Annotated in this window: 19 protein-coding genes; 9 read left to right on the forward strand and 10 right to left on the reverse strand. The window is 54.6% G+C overall.

The features are described from left to right. Positions 1-249 precede the first annotated feature (249 nt). Complete coding sequence (locus tag B2R48_RS10455; protein WP_296999948.1) at positions 250-1,161, reverse strand: sugar kinase; 912 nt, start codon at positions 1,159-1,161, stop codon at positions 250-252. Positions 1,162-1,182: 21 nt separating this feature from the next. Beyond that, on the reverse strand, positions 1,183-2,229 hold the full coding sequence (locus B2R48_RS10460) for a D-TA family PLP-dependent enzyme (protein WP_296999950.1): 1,047 nt from the start codon (positions 2,227-2,229) through the stop codon (positions 1,183-1,185). A 308-nt stretch (positions 2,230-2,537) separates the two neighbouring features. Between B2R48_RS10460 and B2R48_RS10465 the strand changes: the two genes are divergently transcribed. Together B2R48_RS10465 and B2R48_RS10470 are read left to right on the forward strand one after the other, a co-directional pair. Beyond that, a complete protein-coding gene (locus B2R48_RS10465) occupies positions 2,538-2,924 on the forward strand; it encodes a RidA family protein (protein WP_063090246.1) in 387 nt (128 codons plus the stop codon). A gap of 41 nt (positions 2,925-2,965) precedes the next feature. Further along, positions 2,966-3,724: an IclR family transcriptional regulator gene (locus B2R48_RS10470; protein WP_296999955.1), complete on the forward strand. Its 759-nt coding sequence runs from the start codon at positions 2,966-2,968 to the stop codon at positions 3,722-3,724. 457 nt (positions 3,725-4,181) lie between these two features. Here B2R48_RS10470 and B2R48_RS10475 read toward each other — a convergent pair whose 3' ends face one another. The 4 genes from B2R48_RS10475 to B2R48_RS10490 form a co-directional block, all read right to left on the reverse strand. Beyond that, positions 4,182-5,321, reverse strand: coding sequence for a DUF1513 domain-containing protein (locus tag B2R48_RS10475; RefSeq protein ID WP_296999957.1), 1,140 nt, complete (start codon positions 5,319-5,321; stop codon positions 4,182-4,184). Between the two features lie 24 nt (positions 5,322-5,345). Continuing rightward, a complete protein-coding gene (locus B2R48_RS10480) occupies positions 5,346-6,473 on the reverse strand; it encodes an imelysin family protein (RefSeq protein ID WP_296999960.1) in 1,128 nt (375 codons plus the stop codon). 55 nt (positions 6,474-6,528) lie between these two features. Next, a complete protein-coding gene (locus B2R48_RS10485) occupies positions 6,529-7,992 on the reverse strand; it encodes a di-heme oxidoredictase family protein (RefSeq protein WP_296999963.1) in 1,464 nt (487 codons plus the stop codon). A gap of 98 nt (positions 7,993-8,090) precedes the next feature. Then, positions 8,091-9,359, reverse strand: coding sequence for an imelysin family protein (locus tag B2R48_RS10490; RefSeq protein WP_296999966.1), 1,269 nt, complete (start codon positions 9,357-9,359; stop codon positions 8,091-8,093). A gap of 341 nt (positions 9,360-9,700) precedes the next feature. On the opposite strand from B2R48_RS10490, the gene B2R48_RS10495 reads away from it, so the two are divergent. Then, a complete protein-coding gene (locus tag B2R48_RS10495; RefSeq protein WP_296999968.1) occupies positions 9,701-10,402 on the forward strand; it encodes a cytochrome b/b6 domain-containing protein in 702 nt (233 codons plus the stop codon). A 111-nt stretch (positions 10,403-10,513) separates the two neighbouring features. Here the strand turns inward: B2R48_RS10495 and B2R48_RS10500 are convergent, their stop codons facing one another. After that, positions 10,514-10,981: a c-type cytochrome gene (locus tag B2R48_RS10500; RefSeq protein ID WP_296999970.1), complete on the reverse strand. Its 468-nt coding sequence runs from the start codon at positions 10,979-10,981 to the stop codon at positions 10,514-10,516. 198 nt (positions 10,982-11,179) lie between these two features. On the opposite strand from B2R48_RS10500, the gene B2R48_RS10505 reads away from it, so the two are divergent. The 5 genes from B2R48_RS10505 to B2R48_RS10525 all read left to right on the forward strand — a co-directional run bounded on the left by B2R48_RS10505 (position 11,180) and on the right by B2R48_RS10525 (position 15,010). Next, positions 11,180-12,718 (forward strand): NAD-dependent succinate-semialdehyde dehydrogenase, encoded by a 1,539-nt coding sequence (locus tag B2R48_RS10505; protein WP_296999973.1) that lies wholly within the window; start codon positions 11,180-11,182, stop codon positions 12,716-12,718. Positions 12,719-12,749: 31 nt separating this feature from the next. Then, the gene (locus B2R48_RS10510) at positions 12,750-13,064 is read left to right on the forward strand and encodes a hypothetical protein (protein WP_296999976.1); all 315 of its coding nucleotides are present in this window, start codon (positions 12,750-12,752) and stop codon (positions 13,062-13,064) included. 186 nt (positions 13,065-13,250) lie between these two features. Then, the gene (locus B2R48_RS10515; RefSeq protein WP_157088485.1) at positions 13,251-13,412 is read left to right on the forward strand and encodes an RSP_7527 family protein; all 162 of its coding nucleotides are present in this window, start codon (positions 13,251-13,253) and stop codon (positions 13,410-13,412) included. Positions 13,413-13,588: 176 nt separating this feature from the next. Further along, a complete protein-coding gene (locus B2R48_RS10520) occupies positions 13,589-14,377 on the forward strand; it encodes an alpha/beta fold hydrolase (RefSeq protein ID WP_296999979.1) in 789 nt (262 codons plus the stop codon). Positions 14,378-14,392: 15 nt separating this feature from the next. Continuing rightward, on the forward strand, positions 14,393-15,010 hold the full coding sequence (locus B2R48_RS10525) for an NUDIX domain-containing protein (RefSeq protein WP_296999980.1): 618 nt from the start codon (positions 14,393-14,395) through the stop codon (positions 15,008-15,010). 6 nt (positions 15,011-15,016) lie between these two features. On the opposite strand, the gene B2R48_RS10530 is transcribed toward B2R48_RS10525, so the two are convergent. After that, positions 15,017-15,739: an SDR family oxidoreductase gene (locus B2R48_RS10530; protein WP_296999984.1), complete on the reverse strand. Its 723-nt coding sequence runs from the start codon at positions 15,737-15,739 to the stop codon at positions 15,017-15,019. A gap of 123 nt (positions 15,740-15,862) precedes the next feature. On the opposite strand from B2R48_RS10530, the gene B2R48_RS10535 reads away from it, so the two are divergent. Then, complete coding sequence (locus B2R48_RS10535) at positions 15,863-16,246, forward strand: hypothetical protein (RefSeq protein ID WP_296999987.1); 384 nt, start codon at positions 15,863-15,865, stop codon at positions 16,244-16,246. Between the two features lie 80 nt (positions 16,247-16,326). Here the strand turns inward: B2R48_RS10535 and B2R48_RS10540 are convergent, their stop codons facing one another. Both B2R48_RS10540 and B2R48_RS10545 read right to left on the reverse strand, forming a co-directional pair. Next, positions 16,327-17,616: a polyhydroxyalkanoate depolymerase gene (locus B2R48_RS10540; RefSeq protein ID WP_213472336.1), complete on the reverse strand. Its 1,290-nt coding sequence runs from the start codon at positions 17,614-17,616 to the stop codon at positions 16,327-16,329. A gap of 715 nt (positions 17,617-18,331) precedes the next feature. Then, positions 18,332-18,463, reverse strand: a complete 132-nt coding sequence (locus tag B2R48_RS10545; RefSeq protein WP_255356139.1) for a hypothetical protein — start codon at positions 18,461-18,463, stop codon at positions 18,332-18,334. Positions 18,464-19,164 lie beyond the last annotated feature (701 nt).

Raw genomic sequence — 19,164 nt, forward strand, 5'->3', positions numbered from 1 at the left:
GGTGATCCGTGAAAACATCACGATCGCCTTGGGGCTTAAGGCGGTCTTTCTGGTGACGTCCATCACCGGTCTGACCGGACTCTGGCTTGCCGTTCTGGCCGACACCGGGGCGACGGTTCTGGTGACGATCAATTCGCTGAGATTGTTGATTGCCTTGCGAAAGGCATAGGTCACAAAGAACACAGGCAACAACAAATAAAGCCCGGCATGATGCCGGGCTTTTGCTTTGATATTGTTTTGTCCCGGCGCTTAAAGGTCTGTCATCATCTCAGATGGAATGATGGCGCCGCGATGGGTGATGACCTTGCTGGCAAGCTTGTGTCCGGTAAGTGTTGCTGTCACGCCGTCCTGTCCCTTGAGCAAGCCTGCCATAAAGCCAGCATTAAAGCTGTCACCGGCGGCCGTCGTATCTATCGGGGTGACCGGTTCCGGGATCGGGACGTGTCGGGTTTCCCCACCGTCATAAAGCAGGCAACCTTGCTCTCCCTGTTTGACGACAATCAGGGCAGGGCCCAGTTTGGCAATCCGGTTCACGGTGTCTTGCGCCGTTTCATCACCCCAAAGAAGCTGTTCATCATCAAACGTCGGCATCATGACATCGGCAAGAGCGGTGATGCGTGCGTATGTCTCACGCGCCTGTTCTTCCTTGCCAGACCAAAGCTTGGGCCGGAAATTGCCATCAAAGGCGATCTTGCCACCCTTGTCTTTGTGGGACTGAAGTGTCTGGAACAGAAGCGTGTTTTCGTCTTCAAGCACATGCAAGCTGATCCCGGAAAGATACAGCCACGGCGCACCTTCAAGCGCGTTTAGGTAGGCCGGGCTTGCCAGTGAAATCGTCTGGCGTGCGGCCGACTGATTGCGCCAGTAATGGAAAAAGCGTTCGCCATCCGTGCGATTGGTTATCGAATAAAGCCCGGTGTTTGCTTGGTCCGTACTGATCAGGAACGCATCGCTGACACGGTTGTCTTTCAGAACGGATCGGATTTGTTCCCCAAAAGGGTCTTCACCAACCGCAGAGGCAAAAGCGCACTTGATCCCAAGCCGGGCGAGATAAACCGCAGTATTAAACGTATCACCACCAACCTTGACGCTTGCATCACCGGTCGGGTCGAATGAAATTTCGCCCATGGCTTCGCCAATGCAAATGACATCAACAGACATCACAAAACTCCCTGAGGTGAACTAGCGCAGCTTGCCACGTGCTGCGACCGCCATTTCCGTCATTTCGCCGTTCTGATCCTTGATCCAGACGGTTGGAAACAGGTTGGTCACGACGCAGATGTGATTGGGGATAATCGAAATCACGTCACCGACTGCCGGATCCCAATTGCTGTCACCAAGCTCGACGATGCCATGCTCTTCGGACAGGCCGACAATTGACGCATCCGGTGCCTCGCGAACCATGCCGAAACCCTCCAGGCCGAGCAGGTCGGAACTTAGCGCCTTTGATCCGGCATCAATGATGGCGCGGGTTTTCGTCGGGCGGGAAACCACGGTGGTCTTAACAACCGCGGCAGAATTTTCAACGCCACATGCGCCGCGCGCAATCAGGGAACGGTCATTGTATATGTAGGTCCCGGCGCGGTGTTCAGTTGCGTGATTGAATGCAGGCAGGGCGTCCAGATTTGGCGTGCCACCGGTCGAAACAACCGGGCAGGGGAGCCCTGTGTCCTCGAGACGTTGTTTGGCATCACTCAGCCATTTGTCGACGTTTTCTGAGTGATCCATTGGCGGATAGGTCATCAGGCCGCCAAATCGCAGTCCGGGCAGTTCGTTAATCCTTGATGCGAGTTCGGCGGCGTCAGTCGGGCTTTGCACGCCACACCGTCCTGCGCCGGTGTCGCATTCCACAAGAACGGTCAATTCGGTTTCTTCATCGGCAAAGCGCGCCGACAGCCCCTTGGCAACGGTCAGATTGTCGCAGGTGACAGACAGGGTACATTTGCGCGCAAGTGCCGTCAGACGATCAAGTTTGGCATCACCGATGACGTTGTAGGTCAGCAATATGTCGCGGAGCCCGCCCTCAACCATGACCTCGGCCTCGCCAATCTTCTGGCAGGTGATGCCGATTGCCCCGGCCTCAATCTGTCGTTTGGCAAAAAACGGCAGTTTGTGCGTCTTGATATGCGGGCGTGTCTTAAGGCCCGCCGCATCGGCAAGGTTTTGGAAACGCGCAATGTTTTCGTCAACGACGGGGAGGTCAATCACAAGGCAGGGGGTATCAAACATGCTGGTTCCTTATTGGTTTGAGGTTGGCGCTCTCAGCTTTTTGCAAAACGAAATTGACATATCTTGAACGCCGCTGCTAGGGTAAATCCGAAATAACGGTATGGATTACGGTATAGCGGAGTTCAGTAACGCGTTTCCCATAGATTTTGCGAAAATCGGGATTTCCCACGGGCTTCGATAGATCTGCGAGGATGGCGAATGAACGTTCCCGAGGATGTTTCATTCAAAGAAGTTTTCGATCCGTTGGAAGCCAGGGCTTGCAGGTCTTTCATGCAACTCCCGAAAATTTGGAAGCAGGAAAAATTACGATGACGATTAAAAGACACGGTGTTGGCGAAGGTAAGGGCAACGGTCAGAAGGCATTGCCATTTGCCAAGGCCACCGAGGCGGATGGCTGGCTTTATGTGTCGGGACAGACCCCGATGCGTGATGGTGAAGTTGTCGGCAACGGCATTGTCGAACAGTCCCGCATTGCGATCGAAAACATGATCAAGATTGTTGAAGATGCCGGTTACAGCACTGCAGACATCATGCGCATTGGTGTCTGGCTTGATGACGCGCGTGATTTCTGGTCGTTCAATGGCGTTTTCGAGGAATATTTCGGCGAAAACCCCCCGGCACGTGCCTGCGTGCAGTCCTCGATGGTTGTTGACTGCAAAGTAGAAGTCGACTGCATCGCCTTTCGTAAGGCATAACAGTCTGCACTTATTGCGCTAAGACGTTAAGCGAGGGGTTTATGGCAGAACAGCAGATACGAAAGCGCGCGCGCGGCATTGATCGTGCGTTCGATATTCTGGACCATCTGCGCGATGTCAGAACCTCTCAGCGTCCTGCTGAGATTGCCCAGGCTTTGGGGGCGCCGACCTCGACGGTTTATGATCTGATTGGCACGCTAATTGATCATGGCATGCTTGAAGTGACCGATGCCAATGGCTCGGTCTTTTTGGGGCGGCGGGTTTATTTCCTTGGTCTTGCCTATCGTGATTATTTCGATCTAACCCGGCAGGCGGCCGGGGTGCTTGACGAAATTACGGCGAGCACCAACGAAACCTCCCAGTTTTGCATGTTGGACGGCAACAAATACACGGTCGCCCTGCAACGCGAAGGTAGTCGCCCGTTTCGCATTTCTGCCGACGTTGGGGAGCGTACGGCAATTCCGTGGACGGCATCTGGTCGGTTGTTGCTAGGTCATCTTGATGACCAGGAAATTCGCGATCTGATCCCGGCTGAGGACTTTATCCTGCCCGACGGACATCAAATGGATATTGACGCATATATCGCCGAAATCCGTCGCGCGCATGACGAACGCTTTTTCTCGTTCGACAGCATTGTGGATACCTTCACCCATTGCTTTGCCGCACCGGTCTATAATCAAAGCGGTATCTGTTCGGCGACACTGTGTATCGTCGCCCCCAAGGACGACGCACGTAAAAACTATGATCTCTATAAAAACGTGCTTCAGACAGCGGGCGACAAGCTTTCCAAAACCGTCTGATCCAATAGGGCACCGTTCAACAAACACATCACCCGGATCGATCGTCCGGGTGTTTTTGTTTTTGCGTCTTGGTGTTGTTGTGGAATTTGGTCGGAAAAGAGAAAGCGGCGGTTATCGTTTCCCGCATCGATAACCACCGCTTTTCCACCTTGAGAGGCCTATGGGGAGAGAGGACCCATAGGTCTGAGAGACAAGCCGCTTGGGGACAAGTGCGAATGGGTTTCATTCGCGGGCTGTGTCGAGACCCGTTATAGGTAAGAAAAAATATCAACGCAAGTGAAAATCGTTCTCATTTGCGAAAAACTTTTGGTTGATTCCTTTCTGATGTAAGTATCCCGACAAAAACAGTTGGTTAATCGCGGCGCTTATGCCCGGATTTCCGCGATATTCAGATATCGGAAATAGAAAAACCCGCAGTGTTTGTGCGGATTTTGAATGGTTTTATCGTCGGATTTGTTCAGGCAATGATCCGGCGTAAATGATTGTCCCAGTGTTGCGATTTCAAGGAATCGTCGGGCAGTTCAACCCGTTTGCGACGAATCGCATCCATCCGCCAGCCATTGCCAAGGCCGCTGGTGCCAACAAATTCACCGGCGCGATCCGTCGCGGCAAGCCCGCAGCCATCCGGGGCCGCGATGTGGGTCAGGAAGTCATTGGTTCGCGCATCCCAGAAGGTCACAAGTCCGCCACGTGGGCAGGAAATGCCAAACACCTGACCCGATGCATCAAATCGCACCGACCCGCAATATTGCCGCATGCGGTACTGAACCGTATCCGGGGCCTCTATCGGGCGGATGTCTGACCCCGGCTGCCAGATGCCGACAAGCGGCACCTGATCGGTCAGGCCGCCCTGATACTGGAAACCTGCGGCAATCGTGCCGTTCGATGCCACATCAAGATGGCGGATAGAAAGTTTGTGCCAGTCATGTTTGAGCGCTGCCTGATGCACAAGCTTGCCCGTACGGCGATCAATGATCGACAGGTTGGGTTCCATCGAACTGATATTAAGGGGTGTGCGGCCATCTTGATCTGGATGGGTGTGCAGCCCGCCATTGGCAATTACCAGATGTTCACCGTCCGGCATCAGATGCAATTCATGCGGGCCGGTGCCAAAGCTGTCGAATTCCGCCACCCGGCGATAGCCATCCTTGGCATCCCAGACGGAAACCACCCCGCGCGCATGATCAAAATCGTTTTCGGTGATGTAAAGATAACGCCCATCATTGGAATAGATCGCATGGCCATAAAACCGGCGGTCTTCAGGGCAATGCAGTTTGGCGCGCACCTCCCCGGTATGGCGATCAAGGATCAGGCCATAAAGCCCCGGACGGCGTTCAACCGCTGCCACATCAACATGGTCGGGGCGAAGACCGATATCGTGACCACGGCCGGGCAGGGGCTGTTCAAACAGGATTTTGCCCGACGCATTGAACGCGCTGACATAATAATCGCCATTATCCCCGGCACTGGCAGAGATATAAACCGCGCGGTCTTCGGCGTTTGGCGTGGTTGCCGCACGGGCAAGTCCCACCGGTAGCAGGGTGAACGCCCCGCCAACGCCCATAAGCTTCAGAAAGGTACGACGTTGAGTTTCCATCTTTGATCTCCTGCGCCCTGTGCCTTAGTCACCATCAAGGGCGTTAAAGCCACCGCCAAGCTGGGTGTTGCCGCCCACATCGTTCTCAACAAGCGTGGTCAGGAATTCGATTTGCCCCTTAAGGTCCGTCAGCGTCTCATAGCCATCCGGCTGTTCCAGAACCTCGGCGACCGAGGGCGGTAGCTCGGCAACGCTGTCACTGACTGTTTGCCAATTAAGACGGAAGGACCGATCCAGCAGGCTGTTGTCAATCAAGGCCGCCAGACCTTTGCCTTCTTCACCGATGTTGCCCCATTTGCCGTCATAGATCGCAAACAGGCCAATCAGGTTATGTTCGATATTGCGAAGTGAACGCTTCGAAAGCGGGCTTTCGGCGCGGCTTGCGCGTGCATCTTCGGCATTCTCGCCAAGCGGGCGGGCAAGCTTCTGTGTCGAGATGATCAAAAGGCCTTCGTGAAGGGCACGATACAGATCGGTCGCGGCAAACTTGGCAGTGGGATAATCCATGCTGTCCGGGCCAGAATTTTCCATGGCGGAGGCAAATTCGGGCCATTCGTCCTGCAATTCAGCCGACAGGGTACCAAGGTTGGTGGCAATCGCGGTGCCATATTGGCACAGGAATACGCCATCTTCATCAGCTGCAATCATCTGTTCTCCGTGATCATCGGCAAACAGGATTTCCTCAAGCGCCGGGAATCCTTGAAGTGCTGCACTGGCACCGGAAAGCTTTTCGGGATTGGTATAGGCCGCTGGTTTGTCAAACATCAGTTTGCGGAACTGACGGGCCGCAGTGCCATGTTTGTCCGGCCAGTATTCGATATGCTGATCACGGCCGTTCGCAACCATCGGCCCCATCCGCCATGGCTGGATTTCCTGCCAGATATCCATCGCGGCGTGAAAGGCAGTTTGGGTGTCCTCAAGTCCGCCCGCATCCGGGTCAGAACAGAAATTCTCGAACTCCTCTGTCAGTGTCTCGGTTGACGCATGAAATTCATCCAGTTTGGGGGGCATGACGGTGCCCAGCAAATGTGCCAAAACCGCTTGATAGTTTTCATCGGGGATATCGGCATGGGCATCGGGGCTTGCCAGACCAAAAGCCATTGCTGTCGTGGTCGAAAGCAGCAAACTGCGCCAGTTGGGTTTGAAGATCATATCACTTTTCCCGATATCCACTTGGTTGATGTCGTGTTCTGCAAGGTGTAGCGCATCACAGTGATTTCAGAAACGCCAGCAACTGACTGCGCTCTGATGGTGGCATCCTTGTGACAGCATCGCGCGCGGCTTTGGCCTCGCCGCCATGCCACAGGATCGCTTCAAGAATGGTTCTAGCCCGGCCGTCGTGCAGGAAGCGGGCGCGTGGATCAATGTCTTGCGCGCGGCCGATGCCCCAAAGCGGCGGCGTGCGCCATTCAGTGCCCGATGCCTGTGCCTCGGGCCGATGATCTGCAAGGCCGTCGCCCATGTCATGAAGCAACAAGTCCGTGTAGGGCCAGATGACCTGCCCGGACTGTTCGGGCATGTCGGCACGTTCGGGCAACACGTAACGCGGCGTATGACAGGATGCACAGCCGATTGCTGCAAAGATCGTTTCGCCGACCAAAACATCGGCATCGTTGGCATTCGCGCGGGCCGGCGGGGCGATGTTACGGGCGTAATACAGCACCAGATCGGTCATCACTGAATGGACTTCCAGCCCCTCGAACTCATCATCATCGCCATCGGGTGCTGTAATGCAATCCGTTTGCGCAGTCGTGCAGTCACCGCTGGCATTTGGATAAAGCGGGGTGGAAAGGCCAATATCGAACTGGAATGCATTCTGGTTTTGCTGATCCAGGGTCGGCATGCCAGCCTTCCAGCCAAACCGGCCAATCGCCATTTCTGATTTGGAAATGTTCCAAACCTGATTAAGCCGCCCGGAAATGCCGTTGCCGTCTTCATCCTGCGGATCACTGGCCGCCATCAGGGTGCTATCGGGGATGGCCTCCAGCAGCCCAAGCCCGATCATCGGTGGGGCAAGGCGCGGGGACACCATGATGTCGGGGTGCAGCGGCCCATTGGCCAGATCGGTCATTTCATAGGTTGGGTTGCGCAAGGTAACCGTCTCACCCCCCGCCAAGAGAACGTCGGTTGTTGTGTAGGTTACCTTGACCCGTCCTTCGGCGTGAATACCGGGGATCGAGAAATCCTGAAACTGCCCGCCATAAACCGGGTCGGGAATGGTGGCCAGCTTGCCATCCAGATGATCGCGGAGTTGCTCGGTGGTCTGTGGCGGGATGGACAGGCGCAGCAACATTGATGTTGCTCCGGCTTCACTATCATTTTCGTCAACCGGATGACCGCGGCCATTGCGGATATGGCATCCGCTACAGGCGCGGGAATTAAACAGCGGGCCCAAACCATCTGCCGCCTTGGTGCGGGTCGGGGCGGTAACCCACAATCTTTGAAAAAGGGCTTCACCCAACTTGAAATCAAGCCGCTTTTCAAAGCTCATGTTGGCAGAGTAATGGGTGAAGGCATTCCGGCCATCTGGTTTAAGCCAGGTTGTCGCACCACCCGGAAAAGACGGGTTCGCCGTTTCTTGTGCGTGCGTCGAGGTCATCGACGTTGCCAGCGTCAGGCCCGCGAAAGCGGTTGTCACAAGGGCAGGGACTTTTATAGCGGGATGGATCATGGAATGCTTCTAAGTCGTGGCGTTAGAAAATGCAAAACGGCGGGAGACTTCATCCCCCGCCGTTCACAGTCAGTCAGGCAGGTGCCTGATGATCACGATTAGTTCACGGCAGCCGGGTTGTCGAGGCTGTCAGAGCCTTCGAACTCAATCCCGTCAATGCCAACAGCAGCAATGATCTGTTCGATCGATTTGGTCTGATCGACAAGCGCATCAACAAAGGACTGAACGACGGCATTGCCATCTTTGTTGCCCATGGCAATCAGCTGATCAAAGGCTTCGCCACCCTGTGCGCGGGTAACCATGACTTTACCGGCAACAACCGATGCAGCCAGCTTGGCGCGCAGTTCGGTGTCCAGTGTCGCGTCATTGGCCGCAACCAGATCAGAAAGCGACGGACCTTCAACAACCGAACCGTCAACACGGGTGTAACGGCCAAGGTAAACGTTCTGGATGCCCAGTGCGTCATAGATGTGGCTGTTGTGGGTGTTGTCCGAGAAGCAGTCATGCTCTTCTTCCGGGTCATGCAGCAGCAGGCCAAGTTTGGTACGCTCGCCGCCCAGTTCGCCATAAGACAGCGAACCCATGCCGGTTACAATCGCGGTCAGGCCGGGAACGCCATCACCTTCAAGAACGGTTTCGCGTGCTTCGCCGCCTTCGGCCCACTGCGCGGTCATCCATTCAAGATCAGAAACCATCAGATCAGCTGCCGCCTGAAGGTATTCACCACGACGGTCGCAATTACCATTGGTGCACGCATCACCCGATGCATAGTCGGTCCATTTACGTTCGCCAGCACCGGCATCGGTCCCGTTGAGGTCCTGACCCCAAAGAAGGAATTCAATGGCGTGGTAACCGGTGGCAACGTTTGCTTCGACGTCGTCAACTTCATGCAGGCTTTCAAGCAGTGCGGTATCGATGGTCGAGGCATCGATGGTTTCGCCCGAAATGGTCAGCGTCGGATTGGCAATCACATTGGCGGTGTATGCCGGGTTTTCTTCGCTTTCTTCGCCGTAAAGGCCGGTTTCGACATAGTCGATCAGGCCTTCATCAAGCGGCCAGGCATTAACCTTGCCTTCCCAGTCATCAACAATCGCGTTGCCGAAACGATAAACTTCGGTCTGCTGATAGGGAACGCGCGACGCCAGCCATGCGGATTTCGCGGCTTCAAAGGTCGCAGCCGACGGATTTGCAACCAGTTCTTCAATCGTCGCCTGCAATTCCTTGGCGGTGATCAGTGAGTCCTCGTAACCGGCATGCGCGATATCGGCATAAGTGGTCAGCACGTCTTTGGCGGCCGGTGCGGCATGTGCCTGCGCGCCAAGGGTAGAGACCAGCGCGGCCGTACCCAGAATCTTTGCGATCTTCATAGGAGTTCCCATCTATCCCTGAATGGTGAGCCAAGGGCAAAAGCCCCTTCGATCAAGGTGAAAATCCGTCACGCCCAAAGACTGAACGCGCACAGGAACTGTGACCCTGATCACTTTGCTTCCGCCAATTGATACTGCTTGTGAGAATGATTTTCAATTAAAGAATCATGAGTTTGCCAAATTTTGCGTTTCAGCACTGTTGTAATCCTTGGTTGACGCCGTTCTTAGGGCTGATCAGCATCCGATATGGAAGTTGACCTGTTTTTAAGCTTCTTGGCCGAAAGTGCGGGTTGGCATTTTCAAAACCATATAACCCCTGATCGTGCAAAGAGAGAGGCCCGATGAGCAACCAGACGTCGGAAGAAAAGAAAGTCAAACTCTGGGATTTCCCGGTTCGCCTGTTTCACTGGGCTCTTGTTATTGCCATCGTCACTGCCTGGTGGGCCAATCGGGAGGTGATGATTGATATCCATGCCATTGCCGGATACAGCGTTCTGGCGCTTGTGATCTTTCGCCTCATCTGGGGCTTTGTTGGCAGCTCAAACGCCCGCTTTGCTGATTTCCTGACTGGTCCACGTCGCGTGATCGATTACTTGCGCAAATTGCCCAACGGTTCGGTGTCTGAGTTGACATATGCCGGGCACAATCCGGCAGGGGGCTGGATGGTTTTGGTCATGATTTTGCTGGTCGGGGTGCAAGCGGTATCTGGCCTGTTTGCCAGCGAGAATACTTTCCTTTTCTTTGACGGGCCGCTTGTTGCCTATGTCAGTTCCGACTTTGCCAGCACCATGAACTGGATCCATCAAACCAATATCAATCTGATCTATGGGGCGGTCGGACTACACGTGTTTGCCGCTCTGTTTTATCTGGTTGTCAAACGCGAAAACCTGATCCGGGCGATTGTGATTGGGACCCGCCGCGTGCCCGCCGAGTTGGCAGGGCGCTTTGCAAACATTCGGTTTGCTTCACCCTTTATGGGGATTGCGATCCTGATTGTCTGTGCGCTTGTGGTTTGGGGTGGTGTTACGCTGGCGCGTGGCTAGTTCGGGGTAGGGGCCCGAACAATAACAAAGGCCAACGTTCTGTCGAAGGAACGCTGGCCTTTTTGATTTGCATGTAAGCCCCATGATCTGGCCGGGGTGCCAGATCAAATTTTACTTGGTGCGGAACTCGTCGTGGCAGCCCTTGCAGGATTTGCCAAGATTGCCCATCGCGGCCCCAATGGCGCCCTTGTCACCGACCGCATCGGCAAGGGCGAGGGCGGCTTGCTGCAATTCGGGGAAGCGACCGGCGAAATCATCCCAATTGGACCAGATGTCGGCACTTGCGGTGGTTTTCACAGACGCATCCGGGGTTTGCGGTTCAAAGGCTTCCGGGGCAGCGCCCGCCGAAAAAGCAATACCCTTTGCCAGATTGGCCAGAACCGGGTCAGGCAGTTCACACTGGCCTTTCATGAAGCAGCCCAATGTACCCATCGCACCACCGATCCCATCCATCAACATCTTGCGGTTTTCGACCAACGCATTGTCGGATGTCTCATCAGCCTGTGCCATCATCGGGAAAGCGGCCCCTGCGAACATGACTGTTCCAAGGATTCCTGCGGTAAGGAGGTTCTTCATCATGTGTTCTCTCTCTAAAAACGCGTTAATGTGTCTCTCCGGGTGCAGCGTACAGTTTGGATTATTATGTTGGGATGTAAGCATGTTGTTGCCATCGACCCGCCGCAAGGCTTAGTGTCCCAGCAACGCCCCCGAAACCGTAATCACAAGCGCGTGATCTCATGATTGTTCTGTCATTGCGCGCCAAGGAAACGTTCGCCCATGCCTGCTGCCACCCGCAATAACGCATCGCCTACGCAGTCTGCCCCGGACTCTCAGGCTCTTGACGCCATTATTCAGGAAGGCCGCGGCCGCGCGCGTGCGGTTATCCGCGACTGGAACCTGAAGCACGCCTATATCAATGGTATCTGGCGCCCGGCGGATAGCCGCGAAACGCTTGATGTCCTTGATCCTGCCAAGGGCGATGTCATCGGTGCTGTGCCGTTTATGCGTACATCCGAGGCGCGTCAGGCGATTGACGCGGCCAATGCAGCCTTTCCGTCCTGGTCTAGAATGCTTGCGCGCGAACGGGCGGCTATTTTGCACCGCTGGCGCGATTTGCTCGAAGCCTATCAGGAAGAATTGGCCGCCCTCATCACCCTTGAGCAAGGCAAGCCCCTTGATCAGGCAAGGCGCGAAGTGGTCGGTGCGATTGCCTATGCCGAATGGTACAGCGAAGAAGCCAAACGCGCCTATGGCCAAACCATGCCCGCAACCCAGCGCGATCGTCGCGTTGTTGTGCAAAAACATCCCGTAGGTGTGGTCGCGGCGATTACGCCCTGGAACTTCCCGCTGACCATGGTGGTGCGCAAATGTGCGCCTGCCTTGGCGGCAGGCTGTACCGTGATTGTCAAACCGGCGGAGGATACCCCGCTATCCGCGCTGGCAGTAGCCAAATTGGCCGAACAGGCCGGTTTCCCTGCCGGGGTGTTTAACGTCGTGACTGGTCTTCCCCATCCGATAGGCGAGGCACTGACAGGTGATCACCGTGTACGCATGCTGTCTTTCACAGGTTCGACATCTGTAGGCAAACGTTTGATGGAACAATGCGCACCAACGATGAAAAAGCTGTCGCTGGAGCTTGGCGGAAATGCGCCCTTTATCGTTATGGACGACGCTGATCTTGATGCGGCTGTTGCCGGCGCGATGATTTCAAAGTTCCGCAACAGCGGCCAGACCTGCGTTTGCGCCAATCGCATTTTCGTCCAGAATGGTGTTTATAATGCCTTTGTCGAAAAGTTTGTTGCGGCCAGCAAGGCACAAACAATCGGCAACGGGTTTGTGCCGGGTACGGAATTGGGGCCACTGATCAATCGGCAGGCGGTGGCGAAGGTCGAACGCCTTGTGGCCGATGCCCAAAAACGCGGAGCAACCCTGACCTATGGTGCCCCCTTGCCCGAAGAAGGCTTCTTCACCCGCACGCTTGTCATGACCGATGTGCCCGATAATGCGGATTGCTTTGACGAGGAACTGTTTGCCCCGGTTGCGCCGATCTATCGGTTTGGCACCGAGGACGAAGTGATCAAACTTTCCAATCGTGTGCGAACCGGGTTGTCATCTTATATCTACAGTCGAGACATCGGGCGCATTCAACGTCTGGCCGACCGGCTTGAGACCGGTGTGGTCGGCATAAATGATGGCACGACAAGCCACGAAGGCGCGCCGTTTGGCGGGGTAAAGGAAAGCGGTCAGGGCCGGGAAGGCGGGCATTGGGGGCTTGAGGAATATCTCGAACCCAAATATCTCAATTACGCGCTTTAAGACTCGAAGTCTGTCAGCTAGCCAAAGCGGTTTGATACGCGATATTGGCAAGCAATTCAAAAGATCGCAAAACGGCAATATCGCTATTGGATATTGCCGTTTTTGTATTTTTGAAGAGCTATGCAAAATTGTTTGCCCGGAGTCTGGCGAAAACGTCACCAAATTCGACCGAGTTGAAAGAAAATCCCGCCTGAGAAAAACAGTTTTCGTTGGTTTTTCTTCTGCGGTTGCAATGTCAAAGGGCTCCACAGTCGATGATTATGTCACGAAGGTGTCTCCGGATGCCTTGATGACAATGGGGTTTTTGCGAAAAATCCAAGCGAAACAAGGGCCTTATTTGTCATGAAACAAACATTATAAACGCGCATGGCAAAAATGTGACTGCAGGATAAATAGGTATGCGCCAAATGCATGTTTGGGGTGAGAAAACTCTTCTCGTAGAAGCGATGAAACAGGCGTACATCGGATTTAACGAAACACATCGCGAAACCCCGGCGGGAACAATGCCGGATGATTTTATGAGGAAACGGACATGAAAATGTATCGTGATTATGATCTGGTTGCCCTGCAGCGTGAAGCTGAACATCTCCGTGCACAGGCTATGCGTCAGATGCTTGTTGCACTGGTACGCAAAGTTGGTGCCCTGTTTGGCGCACACAACAAGCCCCACGGTGGTGTTGCTGCTGGCGCGTAATTGCGCGGCTGACCACACCCTGCGACCGTTCAATCGGTACGCTTAAAAACGCCTCCGCATCTCGTTGTTGCGGAGGTGTTTTTGTTTAGGTCTGACCCTAGGCACTTCACCTTCGCAGTTTGCACCGCTATTAAGGGGGATCGACCCCCGTTCGAATTGCGCAGAAGTTGGTCTTTATGAAACTAGCCCATTACGCCTTTGGCGAAGAAAACCGTGACAACGGCACCATCGTGATTGTCCATGGCCTTTTCGGTCAGGCGCGGAACTGGACGGCCATCGCCCGGCGACTGGCGGAAAAGTATCACGTTGTCACCGCAGATTTGCGCAATCACGGACGGTCCGACTGGGACGCGGAGATGACCTATCCCGCCATGGCTTCTGACCTGGCTGAACTGATCGGCGATGTTTCCGACAAGCCGGTGCATCTGGTCGGGCATTCCATGGGTGGCAAGGCATCGATGGTGCTTTCCCTTTCGGCCGATGCCGGTTTGGTTGCCGATCTGGTCGTGGTCGACATTGCCCCGGTTTCCTATGACCACGATTATAGCGGCTTTATCAATGCCATGCGTGGCGTTGATTTCTCGGCCATTTCGCGCCGTGCAGAGGTTGAAGACGCGCTCTCATCCGGGGTGTCTGAAAAAGGCGTTCGCCAGTTCCTTGCCCAGAATGTCGCAACCGACAAGGATAGTGGTGCGATGTCATGGCAGGTCAATATTGATGCCATGGCCAACCATCTTGATGATATTACCGGCTGGCCAGAAGACGGGCTTGCCGAACAGTATGACGGCGATGTGCTGTTTATTTCTGGTGCGAACTCGCACTATGTCGATCCCAAGGACCGCGATCACATCAAGGCGCTGTTTCCCAAGGCGGCCTTTACAAGCATCAAGGGCGCAGGCCACTGGGTGCATGCCGAGAAACCCGATGCAGTGCTTTTGACACTGTCTGCCTTCCTGAAACGCTAGTCCGGTATTGCCAGCATGTTCGATGTTCCCAAAGGCTGGTCTGTCCCCGATCAGGATCATGTGCGTGTCAGTGATATCGAATGTTTGTCAGACAACTGGTATCGGCTTTATCGCGTCAGCTTTGATCTGAAACGCACTGATGGATCATGGCAAAGCCAGACGCGCGAAGCCTATGAACGGGGTAATGGGGCGGGCATTCTTCTTTATAATCGCACTGATCGCACCGTTATCTTGACGCGGCAGTTTCGCCTGCCAAGTTTTGTTAATGGCAACGAAGACGGCATGCTGATCGAAGTGCCCGCAGGTGTGCTTGATGATCGTGATCCGGCCGCGGCTGTCATTGCCGAGGTCGAGGAAGAAACCGGCTATAAGATCGGAAAACCCCGTCAGGTCTTTGACCTGTTCATGAGCCCGGGATCCGTCACCGAACGTTTGCATTTGTTCGTTGCCGAAGTCACCCGTGATCACCGCGAAGGGGATGGTGGCGGCCTGCACGAAGAGGGCGAAGATATCCATGTTCTTGAGATCGGCTTTGACGACATCATTCCGATGATGGCCGATGGTCGCATCCGCGATGCCAAGACGGTCATTCTTTTACAGCACGCGCTTCTGGCCGACCTGCTTGGCAAGTAATTGCCGTTACCAGGGCAACGCATTGCCGTCATAGGCATAAAACCCGCCAGAGCTTTCTGCGGTGAGTTGATCAAGTACCGTTAACATATTCGCAGTGGCCTCTTCGGGGCTCTGAACCCGAAGGCCTGATTTGGCAAACGGCCCGGAAAGGCCGGTATCGACCGTGCCGGGATGCAGGGCGACACAGACCGCTTCGCGTTTGTTGCGGCCAATTTCGATCGCGCTGCATTTCACCAACTGATTAAGTGCTGCTTTCGCCGCACGATAACCATACCACCCGCCCATGCGGTTGTCGCCAATACTGCCGACCTTTGCCGAAAGGGTCGCAAAGACAGATTTGCCAGACCGTGGCAATAGCGGGCAGAAATGCTTCATCAACAGGGCAGGGCCAATGGCGTTGATGTGAAACTGCTTGGCCATATAGTCGGGATCAATGTGTCGCAGGGATTTTTCGGGCTGGAATGTCTCGTCATGCAGATAGCCTGTGGCATCAACAATCAGCCGTACCTCGCCGCCCAGTGTCTTGATAAAGCTCGCGCATTCGGCAATGGAGTCCGGGCGATCAAAATCAAGCGCCGGGCTGCTGGAGCGCGAAAGCGCAATCACGCCCGCGAACTGCTGGCTTGCTTGCAGGTGGGCAACAAAGGCCTGCCCGATGCCGCCTGTTGCACCGCAGACCACGGCAAGACCATCTCGGGGGAAGCTTTCGAATGCGGGCGCGGTGCTCATATCGGCGGGCTCGGTTTTGTGATCGATATTCTGGTTACGGCTTGGCAATCACTGCGGTTCACATGTGCTTGGGCGGTGCGTCGTCGAACGCTCTTATCTTCACAAGCACAAAGGATTTCGAAAATGGCATATGCGTATACCGAGGCTCAGGATGCACAGGCAGTCGCCGAGCTGCAATGGGCGAAGGCCGATACGGTCATGTTCACCACGTTTACATCCTGTATCGGACTGATGGGGATCAAGGATGATCAGGTTATCGGTGTGCACTTGCCGCTGCGTGATGGTGCGAATGCGGTGACCAACGATGATACCGATGCCGCGATTGCATTGCTTGATGGTGCCGCAAATCCGGTAATCATCGGTGCCATCAGTGCCTGGAAGGCCAGCGCATCGGCTGTGTTTGACCATCTTGTTGATGCCCTTAACCCGGTTGAGCAATACGCCTATGGCGACGGGACCTATGGCGGATCGGTCAGTAACGGTCGGGTGCAGCCGGAATACGTCTGATCATGCTGTAAAGACCCAAAGAAAAAGCCGCCTGTCTTGCAATGGGCGGCTTTTGGCTTTTGCGTATTGGCTGCGGTACGTTATTCGGCAGCGTTGATGTGGGTAACGTTTGGCGCGCTGCGGGCACCCTTGCCCTCGTGATCGTGACGGCGGATGAATTCCTTGATCCGTGGGCTGATCTGTTCACGCCAGCGCCGCCCGTTAAACACACCATAATGACCAACACCCTGCTGAACATGGTGCATGCGCATGCTGTCTGGCAGGTTGGTGGTAAGCTTGTGTGCGGCGCGGGTCTGGCCCATGCCAGTGATGTCATCACGCTCGCCCTCGACGGTCAGAAGGGCGGTTTTGGTGATGGCGGATGGATCAACCGGAACCCCCTGCCAGCGCATGGTGCCTTCGGGCAGGCTGTGTTCGTGGAACACGGCCTTAAGCGTCTGAAGATAGAACTCGGCCGTCATGTCCATGACAGCCAGATATTCCTGATAGAAACTACGTTTTGCTTCGGCACTCTCACCATCACCTTCGACAAGGTGGTTGAACATGTCGTGATGGGCCGAAACGTGACGGTCCCAGTTCATGCTCATGAAGCCGGCAAGCTGCATGAAGCCCGGATACACACGGCGCATCACACCTGCATGGGGCAGGGGCACATGTGAAATCACATGGCGTTCAAACCACTCAAGGCTGTGCTGCTTGGCGAATTTGTTGACCTCGGTCGGGTTTTCGCGGGTATCAATCGGCCCGCCCATCAGTGTCATCGAGGCTGGCTGGCATGCTTCGTTTCCTGCAGCCATCAATGATGCGGCAGCGACCACCGGAACAGACGGCTGGCAAACGGCCATCATGTGGGTGTTCGGGCCAAGCTTGCGCAGGAAGCGCATCAGATAATCGACATAGGTATCAAGATCAAAATGTCCCAGATGAACCGGTACCAGACGGGCGTCAACCCAGTCGGTGATATAGACATCGTGATCGGGCAAAAGGGCTTCGACCGTGCCGCGCAGAAGGGTTGAAAAGTGCCCGGAAAGCGGGGCGACGATCAACAGGCGCGGGTCATCGGGCTGGTTTTTCAGGTGGTCGGTTTCGCGCTTGAAATGCAACAGGTTGCAAAAAGCTTCGCTGTGGACGACTTCCTCGGTGATCGGGACGGTTTCTCCGTCAATCACTGTGGTGTCCAGACCAAATTCCGGTTTGCCGTAACGATGGGTGATATGGGTGAACACGTCACATGCTGCGGCTGCGGCCCGACCCTGATGGGTGTAGGACATCGGATTGGCCGGATTGCGCAGCCACTTTTTGCTGGCATCTGCGGCCATACGAAGCGGGCTTATCGTGGCGTGCTGCAATTCATAAAGGTGATACAGCATTAACTCTCACTCCCGGGCGACCCACAAACTTAGTGTGGTCACCAACCTGGTTTACGGCTTTTCATCCTGTTTTCGCGCACACTTCACATGTGTGCACGCACTTTGGCATTTTTTCAGATTTCTGATCAGAGCTGCCAAATGGCCAAGGCTGATCTGATGCACAGCGGAAAACGGCTGGGTAGCAGCATGCAGAAATCCAGTAATTGCCATGAAGCCTACGTTAGTTCGACTTTCATGCAATAGCCATTAAGTATGATGAAATTCCAAATTATCGTTTTTCACCCTGATTCAACCGAATATTCCCCGTATTGTCGAGTAAAATTTTGCAATGCAGCGCAAGTTGTTGCGTTGCAATAAGTGTTTTCAGCCGTATTGGCGTCAGGCGCATGTTGTGCTGGTTCGTCTGCCAGATGCAAAGCAGACTCGTTTGTCATGTGCCGGGAAGACAGGCCTTGCTTATGCACATGTCAAAAAAAGCGCCGCTATCGGGGAGATAGCGGCGCCAGTATGCGGAGTATGCGGAATTCATTACTGCACGTGAAGAGGCCCTTTGGGGAAGACCGGGCGTAGGGAAGGTCTGACCGACAGGCGGGACAGGGTTTGGGTGCGGGGTTGCCTGCCGGTCAGACGCCCGTGATGGACAAAAGCTTGGTGGCTTATGGTCCGGGCCTCGTCAACACAGATAACGTGTGTTGGGAATTCGTAGAATTAGATCCTAGACCAGACCGCGAAGGGTTTGGGCCATGCCAAGTCCGATGACGAACAGGAAAAATCCTGTGCTGCCGACAACAGCGACCGTGCTGCAAAGCTCGTTCAAGCGGGTCGGGTTATCAATCAGTTTCAACATGGTCTGTCCTCCTCAATCTGTCTGAAGAAACCATACTGTTCCAATTTTGTTCCAGCAAGAACAAAATTGGAACAAATGAGCCTGAGTGCAAACAAGTAATTGATTTTACGTAAATAAATAATGTTCACAAATGTTCTCGTTTCGGGCTGAAAACACAAGCCAGAGCAGCATTTGTTCATGGTTATGGTTCAAAAACTCCCGGAAAACTGCGAGTCCGTGCGAGTCTTGATCAGGATGTTCGTCGTGTAACCGTTAGTCGATGGTGCTGGATGGTCTATCGCGCCGATCGATGAGGCCGGTTTTTGCAATAAGCGGTGCGCGACCCGTGAAATCCGCAAACTGTTTGCGCCGCAAACGTAAATGCATCGCTGGAATCAAATTGTTGCACGATGTTTCAACTGTCCTAAAATGCAGGAAATCAGGCTGTTCTTACGGTGGTTTTGCTACAAACTGTTACGGTTAAACTGAATTTCAGTAAAACGGCTTCGATTGCGTGTGATCGCAGTGGTCTTGCCCCGATGGATCGTGTAACAGTGCGCAATAGGATTTGTTGATGCGGTTTTGCTGATCAGGACACAGCAGGACACGGCGTCACGGTCCGGTGGTCAGGAAACTGGCGACCGATTATCGGTCACAGGCAGGGGCATATTCCTGTCGGGTGACAAATAGCAGGCAGGACCGGAGAACCCGGTTCTGCAACA

The organism is Thalassospira sp. UBA848 (assembly GCF_002295455.1).
Classification (GTDB): Bacteria; Pseudomonadota; Alphaproteobacteria; order Rhodospirillales; family Thalassospiraceae; genus Thalassospira.